A 25680-nucleotide genomic window follows, 5' to 3' on the forward strand; every position below is an offset into this window, starting at 1 on the left:
GAGAGACAACAACATATACGCATAAGAAGTCGCCATTTTGGCGGCTTTTTTGTTTTAGCGAAAATCTACGCTAAGCCTTCAGATGTAATCAACTTATTTTGATAGACGTTGGTTAGCCGCTATTTATTTCTTTTGATTTTTATAACATGGCGTGTCAAATGTGCGGGCATAAAGTCTTCTATATAGCACATAATAACAATAATTTGAAAAGAATATTTTCATAAGAATGAAAAGGAAAATATTACTTTAAGCATATTCTTATCTCTAACATTCTTTGTGAAGTTGAATGATAGTTGTTATAAGAACTATTTTTACTCTTTTAGAACTATTTTAATCTATTCATTTGAGGTCGATATAATTGAGGTGCTTTTATTCGTAAAAATCAAATTTTTATAAGGAGTTGGTATCAACTCGCTAGAATGAAAAATAATGTAGCTTGCAATCAGAAGTGTCATAGGGAGAAATATCACAGTGAAATCAATTAAATGAATACGATGGTAAAAATCGACCAGTCGTTCCTTTAGAGAAGAGGTGGTACATAAGAATATTGGGGATTCTGTTAATCGCTTCGACTTTCTCACAGACAGCATCTGCACATACGGTGAATCCTAATGGACAAGCCACAACCAAGGAAGTGATGAACTGGCTCGCTAATCTGTCATCGGAAAATCGCGTAGTGTCAGGAGCATTCGGCGGGTACACAAATGCGTCATTTTCTATGACCGAAGCTAATCGAATTGAAAATGCAACAGGACAGTCCCCTGCCGTGTATGGCTGTGATTATTCAAGAGGATGGATGGAGACTTCTAATATTGCCGATTCGATCGATTATAGTTGTAACACCGATTCAATCTCTCATTGGAAGAACGGAGGTATACCTCAGATCAGTATGCATCTGGCTAACCCTGCGTTTAACTCTGGAAATTATAAAACCCCAATCTCAAACAGTCAGTATGAAAGAATCCTAGACTCATCAACTGAAGAGGGCCAGCGATTAGACGCTATGTTAAGCAAAATTGCCGATGGCCTTCAGCAGTTAGAAGATGAAGGTGTTCCTGTTCTTTTCAGACCTCTTCACGAAATGAATGGAGAATGGTTCTGGTGGGGACTCACCGACTATAACCAAGAGGATAGCGAACGTATCACTTTATATCAACAGCTTTATAAAAAAGTCTATCATTATATGACCGATACAAGAGGATTGGACAACCTGATATGGGTATACGCACCAGACGCCAACCGAAACTTTAAGACAGACTTTTACCCTGGATCTTCATATGTTGATATTGTTGGATTAGACGCTTATTTCTCAGATCCTTATTCGATTCAAGGATATGACGAGTTAACAGCTCTTGATAAGCCTTTTGCTTTCACAGAAGTCGGTCCGCAGGCAACCAATGGTAGTATGGATTATTCTTTATTTATCAATGCCATCAAAGAAAAATATCCGAAAACCATTTATTTCTTAGCTTGGGATGAGGGATGGAGCCCCGCAGCTAATAAAGGTGCCTACAATCTTTATAATGATGGTTGGACACTGAATAAGGGGGAAATGTGGGAAGGCAGTTCACTTGCATCATTTGCTGAATAATTGATCATTAGTTCATTAAACAGGACTATGAAGAATACAAGTTCTTCATAGTCTCTTAAAAAACATGTCCTTTAGGGAGTTACAATAACAGCTAATGTATGAACATGATAATATTTTTTATATCACTTACATAACTATTTCTCGGAAACTAGCGGTTCAGCCGATAAGTAGCCTTCTTACACACCTTCCAATCTTTCGGGCGCATCACCGATATTTCTAATTATTTGTGTTGTATTATATGTACTAAATCCTCTTTTCGGAAGGCAAAGGCCGATTTCTAGTATGTTAAGGAGAAATCGGCTGTTTTTTAAAAATTGTTCCCAGTGCAGCGCTTGAGTAGCGCCGTCTGCTCAATTAATGCAATCTCCAGCAAACCCAGAATACATGAAGCCATGCTCCCAGCTATTCCTTTGAAACGGTTTGGAACCCCTGAATTATTACAAAAATCCAACGAATTTAGTTTTATGAATGAACAGAGCTGAGAAATGACAACTTAAGAAAGTAGTATACATCACAATTTCCAAAGGAGGATATCTGTTATGGCTCACCAGAAGAAAAGGAAAGAAGCAGTCTGGAAGTCACGAAAGCAAGAACAGCATCCCCATGGTAAAGTCAAATCGCTCAAGGAGCTGTCCAGCGAATAGGAGTGAGGAGTATACTGCTTGGAAGAAGGACTGTCGGTGAAATTCACCGGCAGCCTTCTTTTTGCAATAATTTCGCTTACATAAAGAATTCCCTTAATGCTGCAACTGGATTTACTAACAACCATCTAGCTATTGCTTGTAAGCTTTTCAGATTGCGGACCTCATTAGGATGAAAACACCGATACAGCGTTCTACCATAGAGAGTATCTTCTTAAATTCGTTTTTCTGAAGGTTGTCAGTTCCGGCTAAAAATTGAAGCATCTCCTGTCCAGGAGATGCTTCTTCTACGTTATGATTGGGTAGTCTGAGATAAGCTGATTTATCAGGATACGATTGAATTCAGGAGACCCTGCTTCACCTGATCCGACAGTGGCATAAGTGGCAGACGCAATTGCTCGGCGGCAATAATCTCTTTCTGGGTAAGCCACCACTTGATCGCGGCCGGGGCTGGCTCTGCAAATACATGCTGGATCACCGGTTCCAGTAGCATGAAACTGTCTCGCGACCCGTTCATGTCGCCAGCCACAAAACGTTGGTATATATCCACATACTCCTGGATATTGAGATGAGCGGATGCAAGCATACCACCGGCAGCTCCCTGGCATAGCATGGCATGGAAATAGGCATCCTCTCCGCAGAGGACAGGCTTGGTCTCGTACTGGGTCAATTTTAAAAGCAGATCAAGACCGCCCGTGCTGTCCTTGAGCCCAATTACGCCATCCAGGTCCAGCACTTTGCGTATTGTATCTATTGTCATGCGACTGCCCGTGCGAACAGGAATCTCATATACAAGCACAGGCAGGCCTACACGAGATACGACACGGAAATGCTCCAAGATTCCTTCCTGCGTCGGCCGGTTGTAATACGGAGTGACCACCATGGCTGCATCCGCTCCTAATTCAGCCGCCATTTCCGTCCGATGCACCGTTGAATAAGTATCGTTCGTTCCCGTGCCAATGACGATCGGAATGGTTTTGTTCATGCTCTTCAGAACATCCTGCGTCACCTGTACCATTTGCTTCACTTCATCCCAGGATACGGTTGGCGACTCTCCTGTCGTACCGTTAACGACCAGACCCTGGATGTCATGGCCTGCAAGATAGGTAACATACTTCCGGTACGAATCGATGTCCAACTTATAGTCACGTGTAAAAGGTGTAATCAGCGGTATGAAAATCCCACGAATATGTTGTTCGTTCATCATCATCAGTTATCCCTTCCCGTTGAATTAAATCTAATGTAACATAGGAGACAGCATCAGAGTTATCTATAATAAACGATGATTCTAATCAAAATTTCCGATGGGGTGGCCAGATTGGATTTCATTTATCTTCAAACATTTCGGGAAGTTGCCATTCGTGAAAGCTTTACAAGAGCAGCAGAAGTGCTCGGTTACGCACAATCCAGCGTCACGACCCAGATTCAAAAGCTGGAGAAAACGTATCAAGTCAAATTGTTCGAGCGATACAGCAACAACAAGATTCGTCTTACCTCAGCCGGGGAAGAGCTATTCAAGCTTGCCGGACAAATGCTGGAGCTTTTTGAGCAATCGAAAGAAAAATTGGCTAAGCAGGGCGGGGGCTCCATGACGATCGGTACTATGGATTCCATCGCTTCGTATTTTCTGCCGCCGTATATGCAGGCGACTCGCAAAGAATACCCTGATCTGAACATACGATTGCATACGGATCGCGAAGAGATGATTTTGCACCAGGTCAGGGAAGGGGAGGCCGATGTCGGGCTGATCCTCGCGGACGATTCAAGCAATCCGGCCTTGCAGTGGATTACGATTCGAGAAGAACCGCTTGTACTGATTGTCCATCCGAACCATCCGCTTATCGCTAAAGAGAGAATCGGCCTGGATGATCTGGTAGATGCGGAGTGGATTATGCCCGAGCATACGTGCAACTACAGACAACTGCTGGAGAGAGTGCTTCGAGCAAATGGAATCACCTATCGCGTGAGTCTGGAGCTGGGTAATCCGGAAGCGATCAAACGGAGCATCAAAACTGGAGAGGGTATATCCATTCTACCTCTAATGGCTGCGCTGGAGGAGATTGAACGGGAAGAGCTAAAGGTGTTACCCTTTGAGCATGCCGAGCTCAAGCTGGAAATTCAGCTTGTTCTTCATCCCAAGAAGTGGGTGTCCAATGCATTGAGCTTTTTTATGGAGAGCATGAGAATGTAGATTTACCTCCACATCAAAATTAATATACAGTACGAGCGCTTCCTAGTGGATACCAGAAGCGCTCACAGTTTAACGTGCCGAAGAGGATGAGAACTTAGAATGAAAAGAGAAAGCAAAGTTTATTCAAATCATCCACGTATTTTTTTGAAAAATAAGCAATCCATATTTGCATTCAAAACTTGACAGCAAGTAATTTTTTCACTAAATTAAATGCATGCGCATGTTTTTTTAATTTGGTAATGTGCTAAACCATTCGGTTACTTAATATTTAATTAGAACAAGATGTCAATGCAGAAGTTCAGTCATTGGTGAATTTCACCATAGACCATTTGGGCCGTGCAGATACATTTAATTGCGCAGGCTGCTGCGGAGAATATCACCTATGGCAGTATCCCTCGTAAGGATGTAGCCCGTGCCATTGTGGCAGCTTTAGATGTGAAGAACACATACAAGCGAGCTTTTGATCTGATTACTGGTGACGATTCAGTTGTTGATGCATTGCAAAAAATCTGAAGATGAGGACCAACGAGTAAATGGCGTATTTTACTTTGAAGTTTTGAAATCATACCTAAAGTTGACAAATGAAACAAACATGTTAATATATATGCTTGTGCATGCATTTGATTGATGTATTCATAATATAACTCAGAGAGGAGTCTTTCTCACATGAAAGATTTATTTAGTCCCTATACAATTAAAGGTTTGGAATTGAAAAATCGCGTAGTTATGCCTCCAATGTGCCAATATTCGGTTGACAAAAAGGATGGGATCGCCACAGATTGGCATTATATACACTACGTTAGCCGAGCGGTAGGCGGAGCTGGTTTTATCATGATTGAAATGACAGATGTAGAGCCGGATGGTCGTATCTCCGATTTTGATCTTGGTTTATGGTCAGATGAGCAGATTCCTGCTCTCAAACGGATTGTAGATGCTTGTCACAGCTACGGTGCCAAAGTGGGAATCCAGATCGCGCATGCCGGACGCAAGGCGGAAGATGCTGAAGTTCCTGTAGCGCCATCTGCCATTGCATTTGATGAAAATTCAAAACAACCTCGCGCGCTTACAACAGAAGAGGTTAAAGGACTAGTTGAGAAATTTCGTGCTGCTGTAGCTCGCGCTGTCAAGGCTGGATTCGACACCATTGAAATTCATGGTGCACATGGCTATTTGATTCATCAATTTCATTCGCCGCTTACGAACAAACGGGAAGATAGATACGGTAAAGATCTTACCCTTTTTGGTCGGGAGATCATTCAGGCAGCGAAGGGTGAGATGCCGGAAGATATGCCGCTCTTGATGCGTATTTCTGCCAAAGAATACGTAGAAGGTGGATATGGTATTAAGGAAAGCATTGCTTTTGCCAAGGAATATCAAAAGGCAGGAGTAGATATGTTTGATATTTCATCTGGCGGTGAGGGACCTATAGCTGCATGGGGCAGACCAGGAACTCACGCAGCGTATCAAGTCCCCTTGGCAAAAGAAATCAAAGAAGCTCTGGATATTCCGGTGATGGCCGTTGGAAGACTAGAAGATCCAATTTTGGCGAATGCAGTTATCGGAAATGAAGAGGCCGATCTGGTTGCTGTGGGTAGAGGGATGTTGAGAAATCCTTATTGGTCACTGGAAGCCGCATCAAAATTGAAAAAAGAAACTGCATTCCCTACACAGTATACTACAGGGTTCTAAGACCGACTGTATGCATTATTGGTTGATCCTGCTTGGGTCAGCAAAATTCGGGACGGAAGATTGGACGATTTAATTTTGTAGAACTAAAAAATAGTGCTGAAAAATCGATTAGGTGTTGCACCTATGACACGCACGAGTGCTTCTCCAGAAGGCTTTGCAACGGATCAAATGGCACAATACTATGCTTCATTTGCACATGGCGGATTTGGTTTGATTATTGTTGAGGGAACCTATACAGATGAGCTGTTTAGTCAGTGTTACTTCAACCAGCCCGGGATGGCCACTGACGAACAGGCTAAATCGTGGGAAAAGGTGGTGGAAGCTGTTCATAAGGCTGGCGGAGCAATTATTGTTCAGTTAGAACACGCGGGTGCTTTATCTCAAGGTAACCGATTCGAATCAAATATATTGGCTCCATCAGCAGTGCAACCACAAGGAGAGCAACTTGCGTTTTATGGCGGTGAAGGAGCTTTTTCGATGCCTGTGGAAGCAACGAAGAAAGATATTGAAAACGTAATTCAGGGATTTGTGAATGCTGCTGTTCGTGCCAAATCAGCTGGATTTGACGGCGTAGAAATTCACGGTGCAAATGGTTATTTACTGGATGAGTTTCTTACGGACTATACAAACCAGGGAACGGATGAATACGGAGGTTCCCTCAGTAATCGTGTTCGTTTATTGGTTGAGGTATCGAGTGCAGTTCGGCAAGCCGTAGGAGAAAACTTTATAGTTGGGATTCGAATCTCCCAAGGGAAAGTAAATGATTATGAGCATAAGTGGGCTGGTAAAGAAGAAGAGGCAAAAGTGATTTTCCAACAGTTAGGACAGTCGGGGCTTGATTATATCCATGTCACGGAATATGAGGCTTGGCAACCAGCCTTTCCAGACAGTAGTAGACAATCTCTTGCTGAGCTTGCCAAGAAGTATGGAAACATTACAGTGATGGCTAATGGACACCTGGAAGATCCATCTAAAGCAAGTCAGATGGTCGAAAATTGTACAGCCGATATTATTACTTTGGGCAAAGGAGCTCTTGCTAATCATAATTGGCCTGTCAAAGTTAAAAATGATGAACTGCTAGCTATATTTGACCAGGAAAAGATTTTAAGACCGAATGCCACGATAAAGGACTTTGAATTGGTCGATTAAGAAAAAAGTACGTCCTTTAGACCTTCTGTAAAGTACTCTATCAAGGTACTCTACAAAAGGTCTAATTGAATGAACTCTGCGATCACGGAGAGCATGGAAGATGGAAGAAGGTTTGCAATTGTGGAGGGAGAAGTGCGTAAGATTGCCGAATATGCCCCGAAAGTTACGTTAGCTGGTTGTTGTGACTGATACGTTTCCTGATATGATAAACAACGAGCAGGATTAACGGGAAAGCGATGGCATGGGTGAAATCCCAATCTACCCAGTAGGCGGGGATCTCCTTGACGTAGAAAATAATATTTTTTGCAATCAGATGCGACAGTCCGTAAATCAGAAATGCCACTGGAAAGATCAATGGCCGATAGGATTTTAGCTTTAGTAGCTGAGCTGTCCCCAAAACAAATGCGTAAAAGAAAAGCGCTGTTTTGAAATAGGTGCTAATGATCCACGTGGTGGCCATTAAAGCCTCAATCCGCTGCAAAAAATTAGCAATGTTGATTCTCTGGGCAAGAATATAGGCAGCGTAAAATTCGTGTTCTGAGAAATATGCCCCGAGTACTGTTAGGGAGAGAAACAAAATGAGGTTGAGTCCAACAGCTCCGATCAACAAAGAAATGAATATATTGCGGCTCGTATTGCTTTGTTTTTGGACATAGGGATACACCATGAAGAACACGCACATTTCTCCAAAGGGATAAAATACACCGAACATAATGGTGTGCAGCATGTCAGGAAACGATGTATTCAAAATAGGATGGATACGCTCCATCTTGACATCGGGGAACAGGAGAACGATTAGGCAAATCAGAAAAAACGCAAAGAAAGGAAAAAAAATCTGGGCTGCTCTGCCCAGCGTTTCAAGACCCAGCCGCAAGCCATACACCAACAGAAAAATCGCCATGAAGCGAATGACCCCGCCGGGTGTCCCTTCGTAAATCTGTGTGCACATGAAATCTTCGATTTCTCTGATATAGGTGGAGGCTGCAATCAGGAAAAAGAATAAATAACTCAACGCTACAGCTCCACCCACCCATTTTCCTAATACTTGTAATGAAAGCTCAATAATCGTTTTAGTTGGATCAATATTTGATGTAGATATCATCAGCTTTACGCATGCAAGTCCTAGCGGAATACTAATCAAGGCGGCAATCCACGCATCCTCGTGGGCTCCGGTTGCCATTGCTGCAGGATACACAAGTGCCATTTCCCCGATTAGCGAGAAAAGTCCAAGTAACATCATTTGAGCCGTACTGATCCGGTCTTTTTCAAGATTCATGAGATTCCTCCAAATCTGCTGCAAACTGCCCCTCAAGTTTTCTTTTGTCATTTCCTTTAGTATGTGATTTTATAACATAATTATTAATTGATAGTCGAAAAGGAATGTTAAGGGGATAATTATCAAGTTCTTCTGTCATACTATTTGTAGTTTGCTCACGGAATGCGGAGGTTGTGACATGAAGGATACAATTACTGGCACATTATCACACCGCTTGGAGGACAATTTGGTGCAGTTGGTTCAACTGCTCGGGACAAGCACCGATTTGATCACTAAAAAGCTGGAATTGGATGAGTCTACGCATATCGCTTTGCTTTATATTGATGGTCTTGTGGATACACAGGTTCTGCATAATTCCATATTATTTTCGCTTCAGGAACGTTGTACCCCTGACCAAATGAGAGATCTTGATGCTAATCAGAAGATTGAGCTTTTGCGAAAACGTATGCTGATTGCGGGGGATCTATCCGTCACGCATGACCTTGGGCAATTTGTTCATGAGCTGTTATCCGGTAATATCATGGTGCTGGTTGACGGAACATCCAGCGCCCTACGGATCGGACTGCCTGGATGGGAGGACCGCAATGTAGGCGAACCAAGCTCACAATCAGTTGTACGTGGGCCGATGGAAGGGTTCACGGAAAATATGCGGACAAACACGGCGCTGATTCGAAGGAAAATTAAAGATAGCCAGCTATGGCTAGAAACCTTCCAAATTGGTAAGGTGACTCAAACCAGTGTATCCATTATGTATCTCGCCAACATCGCTAATCCTGACCTGGTGCAGGAGGTGAAGCGCAGATTGGCCAAAATAGATACGGACAGTATCCTGGAGAGCGGATATATTGAGGAGTTTATTCAAGATACGGCTGCTACGCCGTTCCCCACGATCTATAACAGCGACCGGCCGGATACTATCGCAGCGGGAATCCTGGAAGGCAAAGTGGCGATTCTTGTGGATGGAACCCCCTTTGTCCTGTTGGTGCCTACCTTTTTTGTCGCTTTTTTTCAATCTGCCGAAGATTATTATCAGCGGGCCGATATTGCCACCTTGCTACGGTTCATCCGTTTTCTTTCCTTTTTCATTACGTTGCTTGCGCCTTCATTTTATGTGGCGGTTACGACTTATCATCAGGAGATGATCCCTACCAATCTGGTTATCAGCCTTGCCGCACAGAGAGAAAGTGTTCCTTTTCCTGCATTTGTGGAGGCAGTACTCATGGAATTAACGTATGAGATTTTGCGGGAGGCGGGAGTGAGGATTCCAAAAAATATAGGGCAGGCGATATCCATTGTTGGAACACTTGTAATAGGACAGGCGGCGGTTGCCGCGGGCTTTATCTCATCAGCAATGGTTATCATTGTATCCATTACGGCCATATCCAGTTTTGTGATACCAGAGACGGGCATGTCGATCGCTGCAAGAATCATTCGCTTTGTTCTTATCGGACTAGCTGGCTTTATTGGACTATACGGAATACTATTCGGTATCTTTTTAATCGTGCTGCATTTGGCGAGTCTGCGTTCTTTTGGCATGCCCTATATGAGTCCGATCGGTCCATACCGTTCAAATGATCTGAAGGATTCCATCTTCCGCTTTACCTGGCCGCGTTTAAAGACAAGGCCGGCAGAAAGTATGATTCAAAATCTTGACCGTCAAAGCACAACCAAGCAAAAGGAGTCGGCAGATGAGCCCAAAAAACCGTAAAACTGTTTCGCGACTGCTGCTTACCCTTTTGGTCCCTATGCTGCTCAGCGGGTGCTGGGAAAGACAGGAGTTAAATGAAATGGCCTTTGTGCTGGGAATGGGGCTAGATAAGGCTGAATCTGGCTATAAGGTTACACTGCAGGTGGTTATTCCTTCAGCAATTGCCTCGCAGGCGGCGGGAGGGACGGGAGGTGCCGGGGTGCCAGTGATTGTATCTACCTTTACGGTCCCAACGATTTATGAAGCCCAGCGCAAGTACAGTCTGGAAAGTGCGAGAGCCGGCTACTATGGACATATCCGTATACTGGTGATTGGAGAGGAGCTTGCCCGGGCAGGAATTAGCGAGGCACTTGATATGATGAAGCGGAGCCGAGAGCCGCGTAATGATTACTATGCCATGGTCGCCAAAGACACCACTGCCGAAGATGTTCTGAAGGTCCTTACCCCGCTAGAGAGATTGCCGGCAAGTAAATTATATAATTCCCTGGACAAATCTTATAAGACATCGGGCAAAACAGTCGCTGTTTCTTTGAACCAATTTATTGAAGATTTGTTGTACGAGGGGAAGAATCCGGTGCTAACCGGAGTGAAGATGTCCGGCAGTGTTAGTGAGGGCGAAAAGAAGAGCAATGTGGAAGATAGCTCGCCCACAGCCAAATTACAGTACAGTAATATAGCCGTATTTCGGAAGGATAAGATGATCGGGTGGTTAAGCGATAACGAGACGATTGGCTACAATTATATCACCAATAACGTTGTCAAAAGCTCAGGTTCTGTAATAGGAGACGACGGACGGCCCATCGTCATTGAAGCACTTCATACAGACACCAAACGTAAAGTCAAGATTATTGACGGTGAACCACATATTTACATCCATGTAAAGGCCTTGTGTAATGTTGAAGAGGTAATGAGCAAAGATAATCTGGAAGCAGAGCGCGTGATTACAGGGCTGGAAAGGAAATCGGAAGAACGAATTATCTTGCGGATGAAAACTGCAGTTAAGCAAATTAATGAGCGCTATAATGTGGATATTATGGGCTTTGGACAGTTGATCTACCGTGCCAACCCCCAAGCTTGGGCTAGGCTACAACAGAAAAAAGGGGACAATTACCTAAAATCGCTACCTATCCATTACAAAGCCAGCGTGTCGATTAACCGAATTGGTATTACAGACAAATCTTTTATTGAAGATATCAAGGAGTGAGCGCAATAGTGTTACTGCTTTTTCTGGCAACAGCAGCGGTTTGTGCGGTCATCGATGTGCCTTTGCTGACACGAGGAAGCAGGCGCCGTGACCTTCTGGTCTGGGGCTTGTTTTGGATCACGGGCATTGGTGTAGTGGTCTGCTCCTTGTACAAAATCAATGTGCCGAGCCCATTGCTTCTGGTCATGATGATCTATAAACCGGTTAACAATCTGTTTACATCCTGGTTTTATTAGGTTGTAAGGAAATTCACCTTTTGTACCTCGGAAAGCGCTCCGTTCCTAATAGTTTGATCTTGTTGATATCATGGGTCACAGTTGAGTGGCGGGAGATGGTTGCTTGAACAGCGAAATGCTGCTATCAGGAAATGCTTTTAAAAATAGTAGTAGTATCTTTGATTTTAATAGTAGAAGTGAATGTTGGTAAAAGCAGCAGCAGTCTAAGACTTTATTTTTCAAGTCCTAGTGAGCTGCTGCTTTACTTTTAGAAGCAGTCTCTTACATATCCCCGATAAGTGAGAAAAGCCCAAGTAATATTATTTGAGCCGTACTGATGCGGTCTTTTTCAAGATTCATGAGATTTCTCCATATCTGCTGCAAACTGCTCCTCAAGTTTTCTTTTGTCATTTCCATTGGACTTTTGTGTAGAAAAATTGGTAAAAATACAAGCTGGTTACGGAGGATTTTTTGTATTCCATATTTTCTCTAATTGACTTTATAACCCGACATTATTATTATCTTATACTATAAGATTAATTATCTCATACTATAAGGTATTAGCGAGAAGGTGTTGTGACCATTGGATTATAAAGCATTAGCGACAGAACTATTCGAGTATATCGTCAAATCGCGGAAACCGGCATTAGAGGAACGAGGGCACTTTTCACGTGGCGAAATGGGGATTCTCATTTGTCTGAATTTCAATAAGGACGGGGTTACCTCTGGCCACTTGAGCGAATACTTGTCCGTCAGTACGGGACGGGTAGCAACGGCACTGAAGAGCCTGGAGAAGAAAGGACTAGTTGTACGGCGTACTGATGTCAGCGACAAACGTAAGGTAATTGTATTCATTACGGATTCAGGTAAGCAATTTATGATTGATAGGCATAATGAAGGAATCGCATGGACCGAGAATGTTCTTCGAAAGTTAGACGAAGAAGATGCCAAAGAACTGATCCGACTCATTAAGCTTATTGTCTCTAGAAGCTGAATTTCTATGCAGAGCAGGATGCACCATACTTCACCAAGCATCAAAGACTATCAGATAAAAGGAGAGCAACAGAATGCTAAAGATATTCAAATATCTCAAGAAAAATGAATGGATGCTTGTGGTTTGCAGCCTAGCCTTCATCGTTGTGCAGGTATGGCTTGATCTGAAGCTACCTGATTATATGGCGGAAATTACGACCAAGCTGCAAACGGAAGGAACGCCTGTGTCCGAACTGCTGATTCCCGGCAGTTACATGTTGTTTTGTGCCGTCGGCAGTATGATTGCATCTATTATTGTGGGCTATTTCGCGGCAAAGGTGGCTGCAGGGCTGGCTATGCGTCTGCGTGCGATGGTCTTTGACAAGACCTTATCCTTTTCGATGGAAGAGATGAACAACTTTTCGACGGCAAGCCTCATTACCCGCTCCACGAACGATGTTACGCAGATTCAAACGGTGGTTGCGCTGGGGCTGCAGGTGATCATCAAGGCACCGATTCTGGCCGTGTGGGCCATTGTGAAGATTGCAGATAAAAACTGGCAGTGGACCGCCTCCACAGGAGCGGCCGTGGCTGCTCTGATCCTGATGCTAAGTGTCATTGTTGTTTTCGCTCTTCCAAGTTTCCAGAGAATCCAGCGTCTCACCGATAATCTGAACAGGGTAACACGTGAGCATCTGATCGGACTTCGGGTAGTACGCGCTTATAATGCAGATCAGTATCAGCAGGAGAAGTTCGAGCAGGCTAACGTCGAGTTGACGAATACAAACCTGTTTGCGAACCGTTTAATGACGATGATTGGCCCAGGTATGACCTTTATTATGTCAGGTCTGAGTGTCTCTATCTATTGGATCGGCGCTTACCTGATTAACGGGGCGGCCGTACCAGACCGCATCACGCTGTTCTCCAATATGGTCGTATTCTCCTCTTATGCAATGCAGGTGGTTATGGCCTTTATGATGGTAAGTATGATATTCATCCTGATGCCTCGCGCCTCGATCTCTGCCAAACGGATCATGGAGGTTTTGAATACCGAATCCAGCATCGTTAATGGGCATGAGACGACTGGAGAAGAGAGCGTTATGGGGCAAGTGGAATTCCGTAATGTCAGCTTCAAATATCCGGACGCGGAGGAGGCCGTGCTTCGCAACATCAGCTTCACGGCGAAACGAGGCGAGACGGTTGCCTTTATTGGCGCTACAGGCAGCGGCAAAACCAGCGTGATCAATCTGATTCCCCGTTTCTATGATGTGACCGAGGGAGAGGTACTCGTGGACGGTGTGAATGTCAGGAACTATAATCAGCAGGCACTCCATAACAAAATCGGGTATGTTCCTCAGAGAGCTGTACTGTTCAACGGTACGGTCGTATCCAACGTTTCGTACGGTGATAACGGAAGAGCAGGAGCTTCGGAGAAACTTGTCAAAGAAGCCGTTGGTATTGCTCAAGGAACGGAGTTTGTCGAAAAAATGGATGGTCAATATCAGGGTAGAATTTCGCAAGGTGGAGCGAATGTGTCCGGTGGTCAAAAGCAGCGGCTGTCCATTGCGCGTGCCATCTACCGTCAGCCGGAGATTTATATTTTCGATGATTCCTTCTCGGCACTAGACTACAGAACAGACCGGATTCTGCGCTCCGCTCTCAAAAAAGAAACCGGCCACGCTACGACACTTATCGTTGGTCAGCGCATAGGTACGATCAAAGACGCTGATCGGATTATCGTGCTGGACCAGGGAGAGATTGTAGGGAGCGGCACGCATGAAGAGCTGATGACGAACTGCAGCACCTATCAGGAGATCGCATATTCGCAGCTTTCGAAGGAGGAACTCATACATGGATAAGAATGAACACACCGTCGACAGCCAGCAAATGAAAATGAATCAGGAAGGTCCCATGGGTAAAGGCCCTGCGGGGGGCAAGGGTGCTGGTGAAAAAGCGAATAATTTTAAAAAGACCATCAGCCAGCTTGTATCCTACAGCAAGGCCTATGTGCCTATGATTGTACTAGCTATGGTACTGGCCCTGGTCGGCTCCACCCTCAACGTGATTGGCCCGGATAAGCTCAGTGATATTGCCAACCTGATTCAGGAAGGAATCGTAACCGGGATTGATGTAAGTGCTGTTCAGAAGATTGTTCTTGTATTGGCGCTTCTATATGGATTTGGTCTTATCTTTAACTATTTCCAGGGCTTCATTACAGCAACCGTCTCACAGCGTCTTACAAAGAAGATGCGGACAGAGCTGTCTCGAAAAATCGATCATATGCCTTTGAAGTATTTTGACTCTACGAGTTACGGTAATGTGCTTAGCCGCGTAACCAACGATGTCGATACCATCGGACAAACGTTAAACAACAGTCTCGGCACGCTTGTCGGTGCACTGGCTACCTTCGTGGGCGCCTTGATTATGATGCTTTATACAAACTGGATCATGACCATTACCGGAATTGTAGCTACGCTGATCGGCTTTTGCCTGATGAGCGTGATTATGAAGCATTCACAGAAATACTTTGTAGCACAGCAAGCGGAGCTTGGCCAGATCAACGGTCATATCGAAGAAACCTATGCTGGTCATAACGTAGTCAAGGTATATAACGGGGAACAAGCAGCCAAGGAAGTGTTTCATGGCATTAACAGCCGCCTATATACAAATGCATGGAAGTCCCAGTTCATGTCTGGTCTGATGATGCCAGTCATGATGTTCATTGGAAATTTTGGTTATGTCGCGGTTTGTGTCGTGGGAGCTTTGCTGGTCAACCAACAGACTATAACTATCGGAACTATTGTCGCCTTCATGGTGTATATTCGTCTGTTTACACAGCCCTTGTCGCAGCTGGCACAGGCCGCAACCAATCTGCAGTCGGCGGCTGCCGCCAGTGAACGTGTATTCGAATTTCTGGGTGAAGAAGAATTGGCAGATGAGCGTCACAAGACCATAAAGATGGACACCGCCAAAGGGGATGTCGAATTCAAACATGTCCGTTTCGGCTATAATACAGATCGTATGATTATCAAGGACTTCTCCATGAAAGCTGAAGCTGGTCAGAAAATTGCCATTGTCGGTCCGACAGGCGCCGGTAAGACCACGCTCGTGAATTTGCTCATGCGGTTTTATGAGCTGAACGATGGAGAAATCTACATTGACGGAACCCCGATTAGCCAATTAACGCGTGAGAATATTCATGAATTATTCTGTATGGTGCTTCAGGATACCTGGCTGTTCGAAGGAACGATTCGTGAAAATATCGTCTTTTCCAAAGATCATGTTACCGATGAGCAGGTGGAAGCTGCTAGTAGAGCGGTGGGGCTGCACAGCTTCATTAAAACACTGCCGCAGGGCTATGATACAGTGCTGGACGACAAAGCCAATCTCTCCGCCGGTCAAAAGCAATTGATTACCATTGCAAGAGCGATGATTGAAGATTCACCCATGCTCATTCTGGATGAGGCCACAAGCTCGGTTGATACGCGTACGGAATTGCTGATTCAACAAGCGATGGACCAGCTGACTGTGGGGAAAACCTCCTTTGTGATTGCTCACCGACTTTCGACGATCAAGAATGCGGATCTGATTCTGGTCATGAAGGATGGTGACATTATCGAAATGGGTAACCATGAGGAATTGCTGGCTAAAGGCGGCTTCTATGCTGATCTATACAACAGTCAGTTTGAACATGCATCCTAAAAGTAACTGCTTGAAAACATAATAAATATCCATATAGTTCCATCAGCATTGACATCAGCATGTGGACATTATAAGGTATGAAAGCCAGAATTTCTTAATCATAATTGTGGAGGCAGATCAATGAACCAGCGTTTTCGAATCACCCGTTCCATGCAGGAAAGTCCGGTGGAGCAATCCATTTCCCTGGAGGAGTGCAAAGATTACTTTGCATCCCAGCCAGACTTTTCGTATTCACGAGTGCTTATTATACAAGGTGCTGAGAGCACCATGTCGATTGAGGGAGATTTTTTCATGTGGAAGTATGCTGACGTAGAAATACCTTTTCGCCATTACATGGGGGATGTGTATGTGGCTATTTCCGATGAGGCTGTCGTGCCTAAGATGATTGAAATTGCAACAGATTTGCAAGCAGATGTGGTGGATGGGTGAAGAACTACTCACTATTTTTATTCTGCTGAAGGTTATTGACTTCGTAGTGTATCTTTACAGCAATGGACAGTGCTGATTTCTGACTGCTGACATCGAGTTACATAGATGTCAGCATTTTTGTTAACCACGTAACTGCAGTGGACATAGTAAAGCTACAAAATGGTAGACTTCATCCGCTGATCGCCTCTTATTGGCAGATGTGAAGAAGACGGAAGACCTGATATGTCAATATACTGGTAAGAACAATCCATAACCACAAAATACATATTCATTGGCTGGATGCTAAGAGACTTAACAGCTGGATCAACGAAAGGGGGGACGTATGCTATGTTAGAGATATTTCGTTGTTTCTCATTACGGGAGGCAGTTCAAGCTGGAAAATTAGCGAACAACCGTTGACGGTAAACTCCCAGGATGTGGACCAGGCAGCGAACAATCCGATTACGTCCTACAGCAATATTGCGTATACGCTTCGCTTTTATGCAGGAACACATTTTCAGTCGCTCAGGAGTTATGACGGTAAAGAATATGAAGCTATTGGAATTGGCTTAGATACCACGATATTCTCTGATGAATATAGCAAGTATGGTGAGTTTACAGGTAGTTTTGTTGGCTTGACCTGTGCCGATCGTGTTAAACATCAACAATATGCTGATTTTGATTTTTTCGAATATAACGTTGATGAAATGAATGAATAAATAAGTATTATTAGTTACCAAATGGTTACTATAGAACATTAAGGTGCCTACTTCACAAAAAACACGAGCGAACTTATTATGAATTTGAAAACCTAGGTTAAATTAATATTGTAACTTTGAAGTCTTTAGTTATCAATTATGATATTGATGTGTGAGGGAGATTTACTGATCAAGCAGGAACCTTTTACTTCAATGGTGATGGGCACGAAACGAAAAGGATAAAAAATTTTGAAAGGAATTTGAGAATGACAATTGAAGCGAATAAACAACAGATGCACCGGTTTACAGAGTTCATAAATACGGCTAGCGTAAAGCTAGCAGAAGAACTTATTGCCCCAAATGCGATTTTCTATGTCCCAGCACGGGAAGATGCGATGAAGGGACCGGATGGATATCTTGCAATTATCCAAATGATGCGAACTGGCTTCCCTGATATCCAATGGACACTGAAGGAGATGGTTGCTGAAGGCGATAAGGTGGCTGCGCGATTCATTATGCGAGGTACGCACCAAGGCAGTTTCTTCGGTTTTCCTCCAACAGGGAAAACCATCGAGGTTCAAGCGATGAATTTTTATCGATTCTCTGATGGGCAAATTGTAGAAGAATATGGTCAACCCGATATGCTTGGATTACTTCAACAAATTGGCGCTGTTCCAAGTTCGTAGAGGTTCATTTCAATACGACATCTGATGGTGTTCTTTGTTCGATGGATATGTAGCTAAGTAGGACAAATGTTCGTCTAAAATGGAAGCTACATAGGGAAGCTTTCCATTTTAGACGAATAAAAGACATACACTGTTTGTGCTGTGAACATTCGTACTTTGTTATGAAATATAAATAAAATAATGCCTGAGCCTTTGAATGTAGCTATACGCATCAAGACATCAATTCATTCGAGGCTCTCTCTTAAAATCTCTAATCCTCTTCTTAATTCCTCTAAAGAACTAGTGGATGAAAGCGCTACTCTTAGATAATTTTCTTCTGCATTCCCACCGCTCAGAAATCGATTGGAATGAAATACACGAACCCCTTTTTCCAGAAAAAAACCTTCAGAATAAGCTTCGTGCATAACTTTTGGTAAACGTAGCCATCGATAAAAACTCAGTGGATGTCCCCCGTGGAGAGTATTTGGGAAGAATTCAGCAAATAACTGGTTGGCTGTCTCGGCCAATTGTTTTTTCTTCGTAACAATCATATTTGCTTTTCCTGACAGAATCAGCTCAGTTACGATCTCTGCGTCCAAAGAGGATGTTTTGACGTTGACGTTGTATATGGCCTTCATCATTGTGTCTTTGAATGCTTCGTTAAACACGATATAGGCCACTCGAAGACCTGAGCAGATGGATTTGGCGGTGCTACAAATATAAACCGTTTGTTCAGGGAGCAGCTGATACATCGGCTGACCATAATGATCTATAATGTCCGCTGACAAAAAGGCATGAATGTCGTCCTCAATCAGGATCAAATGATGTTTTTGAATGACCTGAGCTAATTCTTTTTTTCGCTTTTCCGGAATTACAATGGTCGTGGGATTAGCGCAGGAAGGCATTAAAAACACACCATGTAAATTCGATTGAGAACATTGGTCTTCCAGAGCTTCAGGTAACATACCATACTCATCCCCTGAAATGGGAACTAGTTTGATACGAAACATTTTGGATACTTCAATAAAATTGGCATACGTATACTGGTCAACCGCAATTCGGTCCCCGGGTTCAAACAGTGCTAAGAGTGTAATAGCTAATGCATTTTGGGCTCCTGAAACGATCGCCATATGTTCAGTATCGGCCTGGATGCCAAAAGCCTTCATCCAATTGAGAGCAGCCAGTTTATGATGCGGGATACCTGCAGGATCATTGTAATTCAATAGCTGTTCCAGATAACTTTTCTCTACCACGTGCTTTAAGGCCTCAGTAACCAGATCATTGGTTTGCTCAAATGAGGCAACAAAACCAAGGTCAATATGTACGTTTGAGGATGGATCTTTTGAAATGGTGACCGACCGAGCCGCGTTGGCTGAAACAAAGGTGCCGTTTCCGGTCACACCATGAATTAATCCTTTAAGCTCGCAAAGCTTGTATGCGCGTGTAATCGTTGTGAAGTTCACATCCAAAAAATCGGCCAGCTCCCGCTGAGGGGGAAGTTTTGTACCCGGAGCCAAAAAGCCATGTCTGATGTCATGTTCCAGCAATAGGGCGAGAGAGCGATAAAGCGGTCGTTGCAATCTATCCCTGTCAGGTTTCCACGACATCGGATAATGTTCAAACGAATTAAATGGCATAGCACACCTCACAATATTGTAATGCATACAATTGTATCATTGATTGTATGGATTTACATTGCTAAACTAACGAAGAAATGTAATCTTGTCAAGGAGATGTAGCAACGATGATACACAGAAGTAAGCTTCAATTGGCCTTTAAATCAGCTTTCCCTTCCACACTTCCCATACTGGCTGGATTCTTGTTTCTAGGGATTGCCTACGGCATTCTTATGAATATATCTGGCTTTGGTGCGGGGTATGCGATCCTTATGGCCCTATTTATTTTTGCCGGATCCATGGAATTTGTTGCAGTGCATTTACTGCTCGGTCCGTTCAATCCACTAGGTGCCTTGCTAATGACCTTAATGGTGAACGCCCGGCATTTATTTTATGGCATATCCATGCTTGAAAAATACAGAGGCAAAGGATTCAAAAAGTTCTATCTAATTTTTGGACTATGTGATGAATCGTTTTCAATTAATTACACTGCAAACATTCCCAAAGAAGTGGACAAGGGATGGTATATGTTTTTCGTAACTCTGCTTAATCATAGCTACTGGGTATTTGGCGCTGCCATTGGTGGATTTTTCGGATCTCTGGTGCGCATTAATATGGAGGGGCTTGAGTTTGTGATGACAGCGCTCTTTGTTGTGATCTTTATTGAACAATGGATGAAAGAGAGCACACATCATAGTGCATTGTTGGGTTTGGGAATTTCGGTCCTTTGCCTGCTTATTTTTAATAGCGAAAATTTCATCGTTCCATCTATGATAGGTCTTCTTATCGTGCTCTCCTTCATGAGAAAATCACTAGATAGAAAGACAGGTGAGAGACACGATGTCCATGACTTTGTTTGAGAACATCACAACGATAGGAATGGTCGTCTTGGGAACGATAATGACCCGATTTATTCCATTTATTTTGTTCCCTTCGGGACGTCCCACACCTAAATATGTACAGTATCTCGGCAAAGTGCTTCCCTCGGCAGCTTTAGGACTGCTGGTCATTTACAGTGTTAAGGATGTCACTTTTTTCTCTGGGTCTCATGGTGTGGCCGAATTGATTTCCATTGTCGTCATTATTATGCTGCATCTCTGGAGAAGAAACATGCTGATATCCATCGCTGGCGGTACACTGCTCTATATGTTCCTGGTCCAATTTATATTCTAAAAGTTGATCATCTCCGTTGTTGCAGGTTAGCTATTGAAACTTTACACAAAATAGTTGGAGTGACTATCAGTTGCACGAACAATACCCAAGAGGACTAATGTTAACCTTAGTCCTCCGTTGTTTTTAAAATATTCAAAGGCTTGTCATTCTCGTCCTCAAAACACTTAATCGGGCTCAGTTTTTTAAGAATCCTTCATGTTACGAGGAATTTCCTCATTGAGCTTATGATATTCCAAACCCCACGTTTCCATAACATTAATGATGGGTCTTAAAGTATTCCCTAAATCACTCAAGCTGTATTCGACTCTAGGTGGTACTTCGGCATACACGGTTCGAATGACGATACCATCCTCTTCCATAGACCGCAAATTTTCTGTTAGAACTTTTTGACTGATTTCTGGAATACTTTTACGAAGTTCACCAAAACGTTTGGTTCCTTTCAAAAGGTCTCTCATTATTAGCAACTTCCATTTGTTTCCTATAAGTCCAACCGTTGTCGCCACCGGACAAAGAGGCAACTCTTTTTTTGTAATCATTCGGTCTAATCCTCCAATAGTTACTTTTTGGTTCCTATCTAATAAAAAGGTGCCTACTTTCAAAACGATTATATTGCTTATATTATAAAGCGGTCGAGGAAAAAGCAAATTAAACGAAAGGTGGAGAAACCTTGAATGACAGCTTATGGATGCAATTAACAGCCTACTTTTCAAATAACATGCATGTTTTTTTAGCTACTGGGAAAGAGCATATAATAATAAGTTTACTAGCTTTACTCTGCTCTGCCTCCATTGGAATTGTGTTGGGTTATGTAACCTGTAAGTACAAACGAACAGAGAAATGGATCGTATCCTTGTTCCAAGTTCTAAGAATTATGCCTAGTTTAGCTGTTCTACTCCTTCTAATCCCTATTATGGGGACGGGAACAAAACCAGCTTTAATTGCCCTGGTACTGTTGGGAATTCCTCCTATATTAATGAATATGATAGCCGGTTTAGAGTCTGTTCCCTCTTTTTTGCTTGAAGCTGCTCATGGAGTGGGTATGTCAGAACAACAGGTAATGTGGCGAGTCAAATTCCCATTAGCTGCGCCAATGATTCTGACAGGGATTAAAATAGCTGCCATTGAGGTCATTGCGAGTGCTACCCTGGCTGCCAAAATAGGAGCGGGTGGATTAGGGGAAATCATCTTTACTGGTTTAGGACTTAATCGAGTGGATTTACTTTTGATTGGTGGGTTTTCGGTGGGAATTTTAGCAATTACAGTCGGGGTAATGCTTGATATGTCCGAGCGTATTTTGTTTAAATATAGATTTTTGAAAAGGTAGGTAAAAGATATGTCTAGAAACAAGAGAAAACTGTATTTTTCAATTTCAATTTTTCTTGTATTGTCGCTCATTTTAAGTGCATGTGGTGATAAAACAGAAAATGCTGAAGATAAAGCAGCAACGATACGGATCGGTACGAAAGATTTTACTGAGAATTTGATTGTGGGTGAACTTTACGCTTTGGCTTTAGAGGGTGCGGGATATAAGGTAGAGCGAGTACCCAATATTGCGGGCTCCGTTATCCATTCATCTATTGTTAACAACGATATCGATATGTATCCAGAATATACAGGTACCGGTTTATTATCCATATTGAAAGTAGATATGCTCACTGATCCTGACACGGTTTATAAGAAAGTTAAGGAAGAATATAAAAAGCAATTTAAAATTACTTGGCTAGATTACTCTAAAGCAAATGATGGAGCAGGACTTGTTATTCGTTCGGAAGTTTCTAAAAATCTAGGAATTACTACAATTACTGATCTACAAAAACATGTAAGTAAGCTTCGATTCGCCTCACAAGGAGAAATTGACCAACGTGCAGACGGAATTCCAGCTCTAGAGAAAGTGTATGGTAAGTTCAATTGGAAGTCATCTAAAGTATATGATAACAGCTTGAAATATGAAGTGCTTAAAAACAATGAAGCGGATGTTGCCCCAGCTTACACAACAGAAGGGCAACTAGTTAATAAAGATCAGTTCACACTGTTGAAAGATGACAAACAAGTATGGCCTCCGTATAACTTGGCTCCTGTTGTTCGTGATAATGTGCTGGATACAAATCCAGAGATAGCTGAGGTTATTAATAAGGTGAGTGCGGCGCTGGATACGGAAACGGTAACCGCCTTGAATGCAAAAGTGGACGTGGATAAAAAAGAATATGAAGATGTGGCAAAAGAATTTTATGACTCAATTAAATGAGTGTGGGGGATAACATGAGTCTTATAGCAATTGAATTCCAAAATGTGTGCAAAACATACGCAAACTCCAATGACTTAGCTGTTGATCATGTCAATCTGTCTATTAGGGAAGGCGAATTTATAACCATACTGGGTTCGTCCGGATCAGGAAAAACCACACTATTGAAAATGGTAAATCGTTTAATTGAACCTACCCAAGGGAAGATAAAACTATTTGGTGATGACATTGCTGAAATTGATCCTGTAGCGCTACGGAGAAGGATTGGCTATGTTATTCAGCAAGTGGGTTTGTTTCCTCATATGACCATTGGACAAAATATTGCTACTGTGCCCCGGCTTTTGAAATGGGAAAAAACGAAGGTGGATGAAATGGTGCACAAATTGTTACTTTTGGTTGGGTTAGATCCAGTAAACTACCTAAATCGTTACCCTTCTCAACTATCGGGAGGTCAGCAACAGAGAATTGGACTAGCTAGGGCCTTAGCAACAAATCCTAATACAATGTTATTGGATGAACCTTTTGGAGCCATAGACGCCATGACTCGTCTAAATTTGCAGGATGAACTTCTGCGGATTCATGGGGGAGTTAAGAAAACCTTCCTATTCGTAACGCATGATATCAATGAAGCATTTAAGCTGGGAACCAGGGTAATAATCATGAATCAAGGTAAAGCCTGTCAGTTTGATACGCCAAGAGAAATTGTTGCTCATCCCGCAGATGAATTTGTCGCATCGCTTATTCAATCTTCAAGAGAGCAAGAACGTTTCTGGGAGGGGTTAAAGTGATCGAATATGCCATTAAGCATCCGGATAAGTTAGGAATTGCATTACTGGAGCATGTGGAGATGCTAATTGTGATCATGCTGATCTCCATTGTCGTCACAGTACTCTTAACAATTTTAGCCCTGACTTCAGAAACGATATCCAGGTTACTCATTTATATCTTTTCGATTCTTTATTCAATTCCCAGCTTGGCCCTGTTCGCAATCATGATCCCCGTGACAGGTTTGGGTAAAACGACAGCGATTACCGTGCTCATAGCATATAACCAATATATCCTACTACGTCAGTTTATTGCAGGTTTGAATCATGTTGAACAGTCTATTATTGAGGCAGCCACTGGGCTTGGTATGAGCCGTATTCAGGTATTGCTTCATGTTCGTGTGCCTTTGGCCATCAAAGCTCTTTTTACAGGATTAAGGCTAGCATCCGTATCTACGGTTGGAATGGCGACTATAGCAGCATTTATAAATGCAGGCGGATTAGGCTCGATATTAAATGATGGCTTACGAACCATGAATATAGATAAGATTCTGTGGGGAAGTGTATTGTCAGCGTGTCTCGCTATTGGAACGAATGCAGTATTCATTCAGTTTGAAAAACGAATCTACATTGGATCGGGGAGATCACTTTTATGAAGGCTGTTGTACTGGAAAGGGCCTGTAAACCTGAAGAACTAAAGATAAAAGAAGTTCCAATCCCCAAAGTTAAACCAGGTTGGGTACTTGTTAAGATCAAAGCTTTTGGAATAAACCGCTCTGAAATGTTTACAAGACAGGGACATTCCCTATCCGTCAAATTCCCACGGATTATTGGTATTGAATGCATAGGGCAGATCGAAGATCCATCTGACAGCACATTTCAAAAAGGGGAGCGTGTTGCTTCATTAATGGGGGGATTAGGCCGAGAATTTGATGGAAGTTATGCTGAATATGTTTTGATTCCTTCAAAACAGGTTTATTCCATTCCAATTGAAATGAAATGGACTGAGCTCGCTGCAATTCCAGAAATGTATTATACGGCGTATGCGTCCTTATTCGAATGTCTCCAATTAACTGCTGACGAAGTGCTTCTCATTCGCGGTGGGACGAGTTCTGTTGGTCTGGCTGCCCTTCAGCTAGCAAAAAGTACAGGCGCCACAGTCATATCAACCACTCGGAACAACGGAAAGCTAGCATATCTTCAGCAGGCTGGAGCAGACTTTGCTTTACTCGATGATGAGTATTTTACAAAAGAAGTTTATAAAATCGCTCCAAATGGCGTAGACAAGGTCCTGGAGTTGGTCGGCACCGTCACAATAAAGGAATCATTGCAACTGGTTTCAGAGCAAGGGACCTTATGCATGTCAGGGATACTGGGAAATGAATGGACACTTGATTCCTTTGAACCGTTAATTGATATACCGACAGGTGTTTATTTTACGGCATTTACAAGTGAAGTTATCAAAGAAAACGTACTAATCGACCTGTTCAATCATATTAAAGAACATGGAATTGTTCCGCCGATTGCTAAAGTTTTCAAGCTAGAAGAAATCCGAGAAGCTCATCTTTTAATGGAGAGTAATGATGCGAATGGTAAGATCGTAATTTTGAACGATTAGTTCAGAAGATTAAGATTTCAAGGGTAGGACACATCGTTGTTGATGTTCTCTAGAACGTGATGCAAGCCTAAATGTGCCAGATCATTAATAAAATTAAATTCAAAAATCTTATATTTGAAAAAATATTCAAGCGATATCAGTGAAAGAGGCCTTACACC

Annotated in this window: 26 protein-coding genes; 22 read left to right on the forward strand and 4 right to left on the reverse strand. The window is 42.9% G+C overall.

Annotated elements, in window-relative coordinates; genetic code table 11:
* Nucleotides 1-538: 538 nt before the first annotated feature.
* Together NLX82_RS24860 and NLX82_RS24865 are read left to right on the forward strand one after the other, a co-directional pair.
* Nucleotides 539-1591 carry a glycosyl hydrolase gene (locus NLX82_RS24860; protein ID WP_028541288.1) on the forward strand — a complete coding sequence of 351 codons (1053 nt, stop codon included), beginning with the start codon at nucleotides 539-541 and terminating at the stop codon, nucleotides 1589-1591.
* 539 nt (nucleotides 1592-2130) lie between these two features.
* A complete protein-coding gene (locus NLX82_RS24865) occupies nucleotides 2131-2235 on the forward strand; it encodes a DUF6254 family protein (RefSeq protein ID WP_254349212.1) in 105 nt (34 codons plus the stop codon).
* Between the two features lie 322 nt (nucleotides 2236-2557).
* Here the strand turns inward: NLX82_RS24865 and dapA are convergent, their stop codons facing one another.
* Entirely contained in the window at nucleotides 2558-3439 is an 882-nt protein-coding gene (gene dapA / locus NLX82_RS24870; protein ID WP_028541287.1) for a 4-hydroxy-tetrahydrodipicolinate synthase, read from the reverse strand.
* A 102-nt stretch (nucleotides 3440-3541) separates the two neighbouring features.
* Between dapA and NLX82_RS24875 the strand changes: the two genes are divergently transcribed.
* From NLX82_RS24875 to NLX82_RS24890, 4 genes are all read left to right on the forward strand, one after another.
* The gene (locus tag NLX82_RS24875) at nucleotides 3542-4423 is read left to right on the forward strand and encodes a LysR family transcriptional regulator (protein ID WP_372238721.1); all 882 of its coding nucleotides are present in this window, start codon (nucleotides 3542-3544) and stop codon (nucleotides 4421-4423) included.
* Nucleotides 4424-4759: 336 nt separating this feature from the next.
* The gene (locus NLX82_RS24880; RefSeq protein ID WP_176716866.1) at nucleotides 4760-4936 is read left to right on the forward strand and encodes a hypothetical protein; all 177 of its coding nucleotides are present in this window, start codon (nucleotides 4760-4762) and stop codon (nucleotides 4934-4936) included.
* Between the two features lie 153 nt (nucleotides 4937-5089).
* Nucleotides 5090-6112, forward strand: coding sequence for an NADH:flavin oxidoreductase/NADH oxidase (locus tag NLX82_RS24885; RefSeq protein WP_023988607.1), 1023 nt, complete (start codon nucleotides 5090-5092; stop codon nucleotides 6110-6112).
* 123 nt (nucleotides 6113-6235) lie between these two features.
* Nucleotides 6236-7261 carry an NADH:flavin oxidoreductase gene (locus NLX82_RS24890; RefSeq protein WP_028541286.1) on the forward strand — a complete coding sequence of 342 codons (1026 nt, stop codon included), beginning with the start codon at nucleotides 6236-6238 and terminating at the stop codon, nucleotides 7259-7261.
* Between the two features lie 163 nt (nucleotides 7262-7424).
* Here NLX82_RS24890 and NLX82_RS24895 read toward each other — a convergent pair whose 3' ends face one another.
* The gene (locus tag NLX82_RS24895; protein ID WP_023988609.1) at nucleotides 7425-8537 is read right to left on the reverse strand and encodes a GerAB/ArcD/ProY family transporter; all 1113 of its coding nucleotides are present in this window, start codon (nucleotides 8535-8537) and stop codon (nucleotides 7425-7427) included.
* 178 nt (nucleotides 8538-8715) lie between these two features.
* Between NLX82_RS24895 and NLX82_RS24900 the strand changes: the two genes are divergently transcribed.
* The 9 genes from NLX82_RS24900 to NLX82_RS24940 all read left to right on the forward strand — a co-directional run bounded on the left by NLX82_RS24900 (nucleotide 8716) and on the right by NLX82_RS24940 (nucleotide 18130).
* A complete protein-coding gene (locus tag NLX82_RS24900) occupies nucleotides 8716-10245 on the forward strand; it encodes a spore germination protein (RefSeq protein WP_028541285.1) in 1530 nt (509 codons plus the stop codon).
* On the forward strand, nucleotides 10226-11449 hold the full coding sequence (locus tag NLX82_RS24905; RefSeq protein ID WP_028541284.1) for a Ger(x)C family spore germination protein: 1224 nt from the start codon (nucleotides 10226-10228) through the stop codon (nucleotides 11447-11449). The genes NLX82_RS24900 and NLX82_RS24905 overlap by 20 nt, the downstream gene beginning before the upstream one ends.
* A gap of 8 nt (nucleotides 11450-11457) precedes the next feature.
* Nucleotides 11458-11685, forward strand: coding sequence for a hypothetical protein (locus NLX82_RS24910; RefSeq protein ID WP_226887813.1), 228 nt, complete (start codon nucleotides 11458-11460; stop codon nucleotides 11683-11685).
* Nucleotides 11686-12247: 562 nt separating this feature from the next.
* On the forward strand, nucleotides 12248-12658 hold the full coding sequence (locus NLX82_RS24915; protein WP_028541283.1) for a MarR family winged helix-turn-helix transcriptional regulator: 411 nt from the start codon (nucleotides 12248-12250) through the stop codon (nucleotides 12656-12658).
* Nucleotides 12659-12731: 73 nt separating this feature from the next.
* Nucleotides 12732-14495, forward strand: a complete 1764-nt coding sequence (locus NLX82_RS24920) for an ABC transporter ATP-binding protein (protein WP_023988614.1) — start codon at nucleotides 12732-12734, stop codon at nucleotides 14493-14495.
* Nucleotides 14488-16338, forward strand: coding sequence for an ABC transporter ATP-binding protein (locus NLX82_RS24925; protein ID WP_254349213.1), 1851 nt, complete (start codon nucleotides 14488-14490; stop codon nucleotides 16336-16338). Before NLX82_RS24920 ends, NLX82_RS24925 begins: the two co-directional genes overlap by 8 nt.
* Nucleotides 16339-16458: 120 nt before the next feature.
* Nucleotides 16459-16767, forward strand: coding sequence for a hypothetical protein (locus NLX82_RS24930; protein WP_025723019.1), 309 nt, complete (start codon nucleotides 16459-16461; stop codon nucleotides 16765-16767).
* Between the two features lie 344 nt (nucleotides 16768-17111).
* A complete protein-coding gene (locus tag NLX82_RS24935; RefSeq protein WP_053325447.1) occupies nucleotides 17112-17465 on the forward strand; it encodes a beta-xylosidase family glycoside hydrolase in 354 nt (117 codons plus the stop codon).
* 245 nt (nucleotides 17466-17710) lie between these two features.
* Entirely contained in the window at nucleotides 17711-18130 is a 420-nt protein-coding gene (locus tag NLX82_RS24940; RefSeq protein ID WP_071558739.1) for an ester cyclase, read from the forward strand.
* Between the two features lie 224 nt (nucleotides 18131-18354).
* On the opposite strand, the gene NLX82_RS24945 is transcribed toward NLX82_RS24940, so the two are convergent.
* Nucleotides 18355-19746 carry an aminotransferase-like domain-containing protein gene (locus NLX82_RS24945; protein WP_028541279.1) on the reverse strand — a complete coding sequence of 464 codons (1392 nt, stop codon included), beginning with the start codon at nucleotides 19744-19746 and terminating at the stop codon, nucleotides 18355-18357.
* 107 nt (nucleotides 19747-19853) lie between these two features.
* On the opposite strand from NLX82_RS24945, the gene azlC reads away from it, so the two are divergent.
* Together azlC and NLX82_RS24955 are read left to right on the forward strand one after the other, a co-directional pair.
* Entirely contained in the window at nucleotides 19854-20585 is a 732-nt protein-coding gene (gene azlC / locus NLX82_RS24950; protein ID WP_254349214.1) for an azaleucine resistance protein AzlC, read from the forward strand.
* Nucleotides 20566-20898 carry a branched-chain amino acid transporter permease gene (locus NLX82_RS24955; RefSeq protein WP_023988622.1) on the forward strand — a complete coding sequence of 111 codons (333 nt, stop codon included), beginning with the start codon at nucleotides 20566-20568 and terminating at the stop codon, nucleotides 20896-20898. The genes azlC and NLX82_RS24955 overlap by 20 nt, the downstream gene beginning before the upstream one ends.
* Nucleotides 20899-21080: 182 nt before the next feature.
* On the opposite strand, the gene NLX82_RS24960 is transcribed toward NLX82_RS24955, so the two are convergent.
* Nucleotides 21081-21434: a winged helix-turn-helix transcriptional regulator gene (locus NLX82_RS24960; protein WP_023988623.1), complete on the reverse strand. Its 354-nt coding sequence runs from the start codon at nucleotides 21432-21434 to the stop codon at nucleotides 21081-21083.
* Nucleotides 21435-21565: 131 nt separating this feature from the next.
* Here NLX82_RS24960 and NLX82_RS24965 point away from each other — a divergent pair, with 131 nt between their 5' ends.
* The 5 genes from NLX82_RS24965 to NLX82_RS24985 are packed head-to-tail and all read left to right on the forward strand — an operon-like array spanning nucleotide 21566 to nucleotide 25522.
* Entirely contained in the window at nucleotides 21566-22222 is a 657-nt protein-coding gene (locus NLX82_RS24965) for an ABC transporter permease (protein WP_023988624.1), read from the forward strand.
* Nucleotides 22223-22231: 9 nt separating this feature from the next.
* The gene (locus NLX82_RS24970) at nucleotides 22232-23143 is read left to right on the forward strand and encodes a glycine betaine ABC transporter substrate-binding protein (protein WP_023988625.1); all 912 of its coding nucleotides are present in this window, start codon (nucleotides 22232-22234) and stop codon (nucleotides 23141-23143) included.
* 14 nt (nucleotides 23144-23157) lie between these two features.
* Complete coding sequence (locus NLX82_RS24975; RefSeq protein ID WP_025723011.1) at nucleotides 23158-23928, forward strand: ABC transporter ATP-binding protein; 771 nt, start codon at nucleotides 23158-23160, stop codon at nucleotides 23926-23928.
* Entirely contained in the window at nucleotides 23925-24560 is a 636-nt protein-coding gene (locus NLX82_RS24980; RefSeq protein WP_023988627.1) for an ABC transporter permease, read from the forward strand. Before NLX82_RS24975 ends, NLX82_RS24980 begins: the two co-directional genes overlap by 4 nt.
* A complete protein-coding gene (locus tag NLX82_RS24985) occupies nucleotides 24557-25522 on the forward strand; it encodes a zinc-binding alcohol dehydrogenase family protein (RefSeq protein ID WP_023988628.1) in 966 nt (321 codons plus the stop codon). The genes NLX82_RS24980 and NLX82_RS24985 overlap by 4 nt, the downstream gene beginning before the upstream one ends.
* The last annotated feature ends 158 nt before the right edge of the window (nucleotides 25523-25680 follow it).

It is taken from the genome of Paenibacillus sp. A3M_27_13, from assembly GCF_024213315.1.
Classification (GTDB): domain Bacteria; phylum Bacillota; class Bacilli; order Paenibacillales; family Paenibacillaceae; genus Paenibacillus; species Paenibacillus polymyxa_B.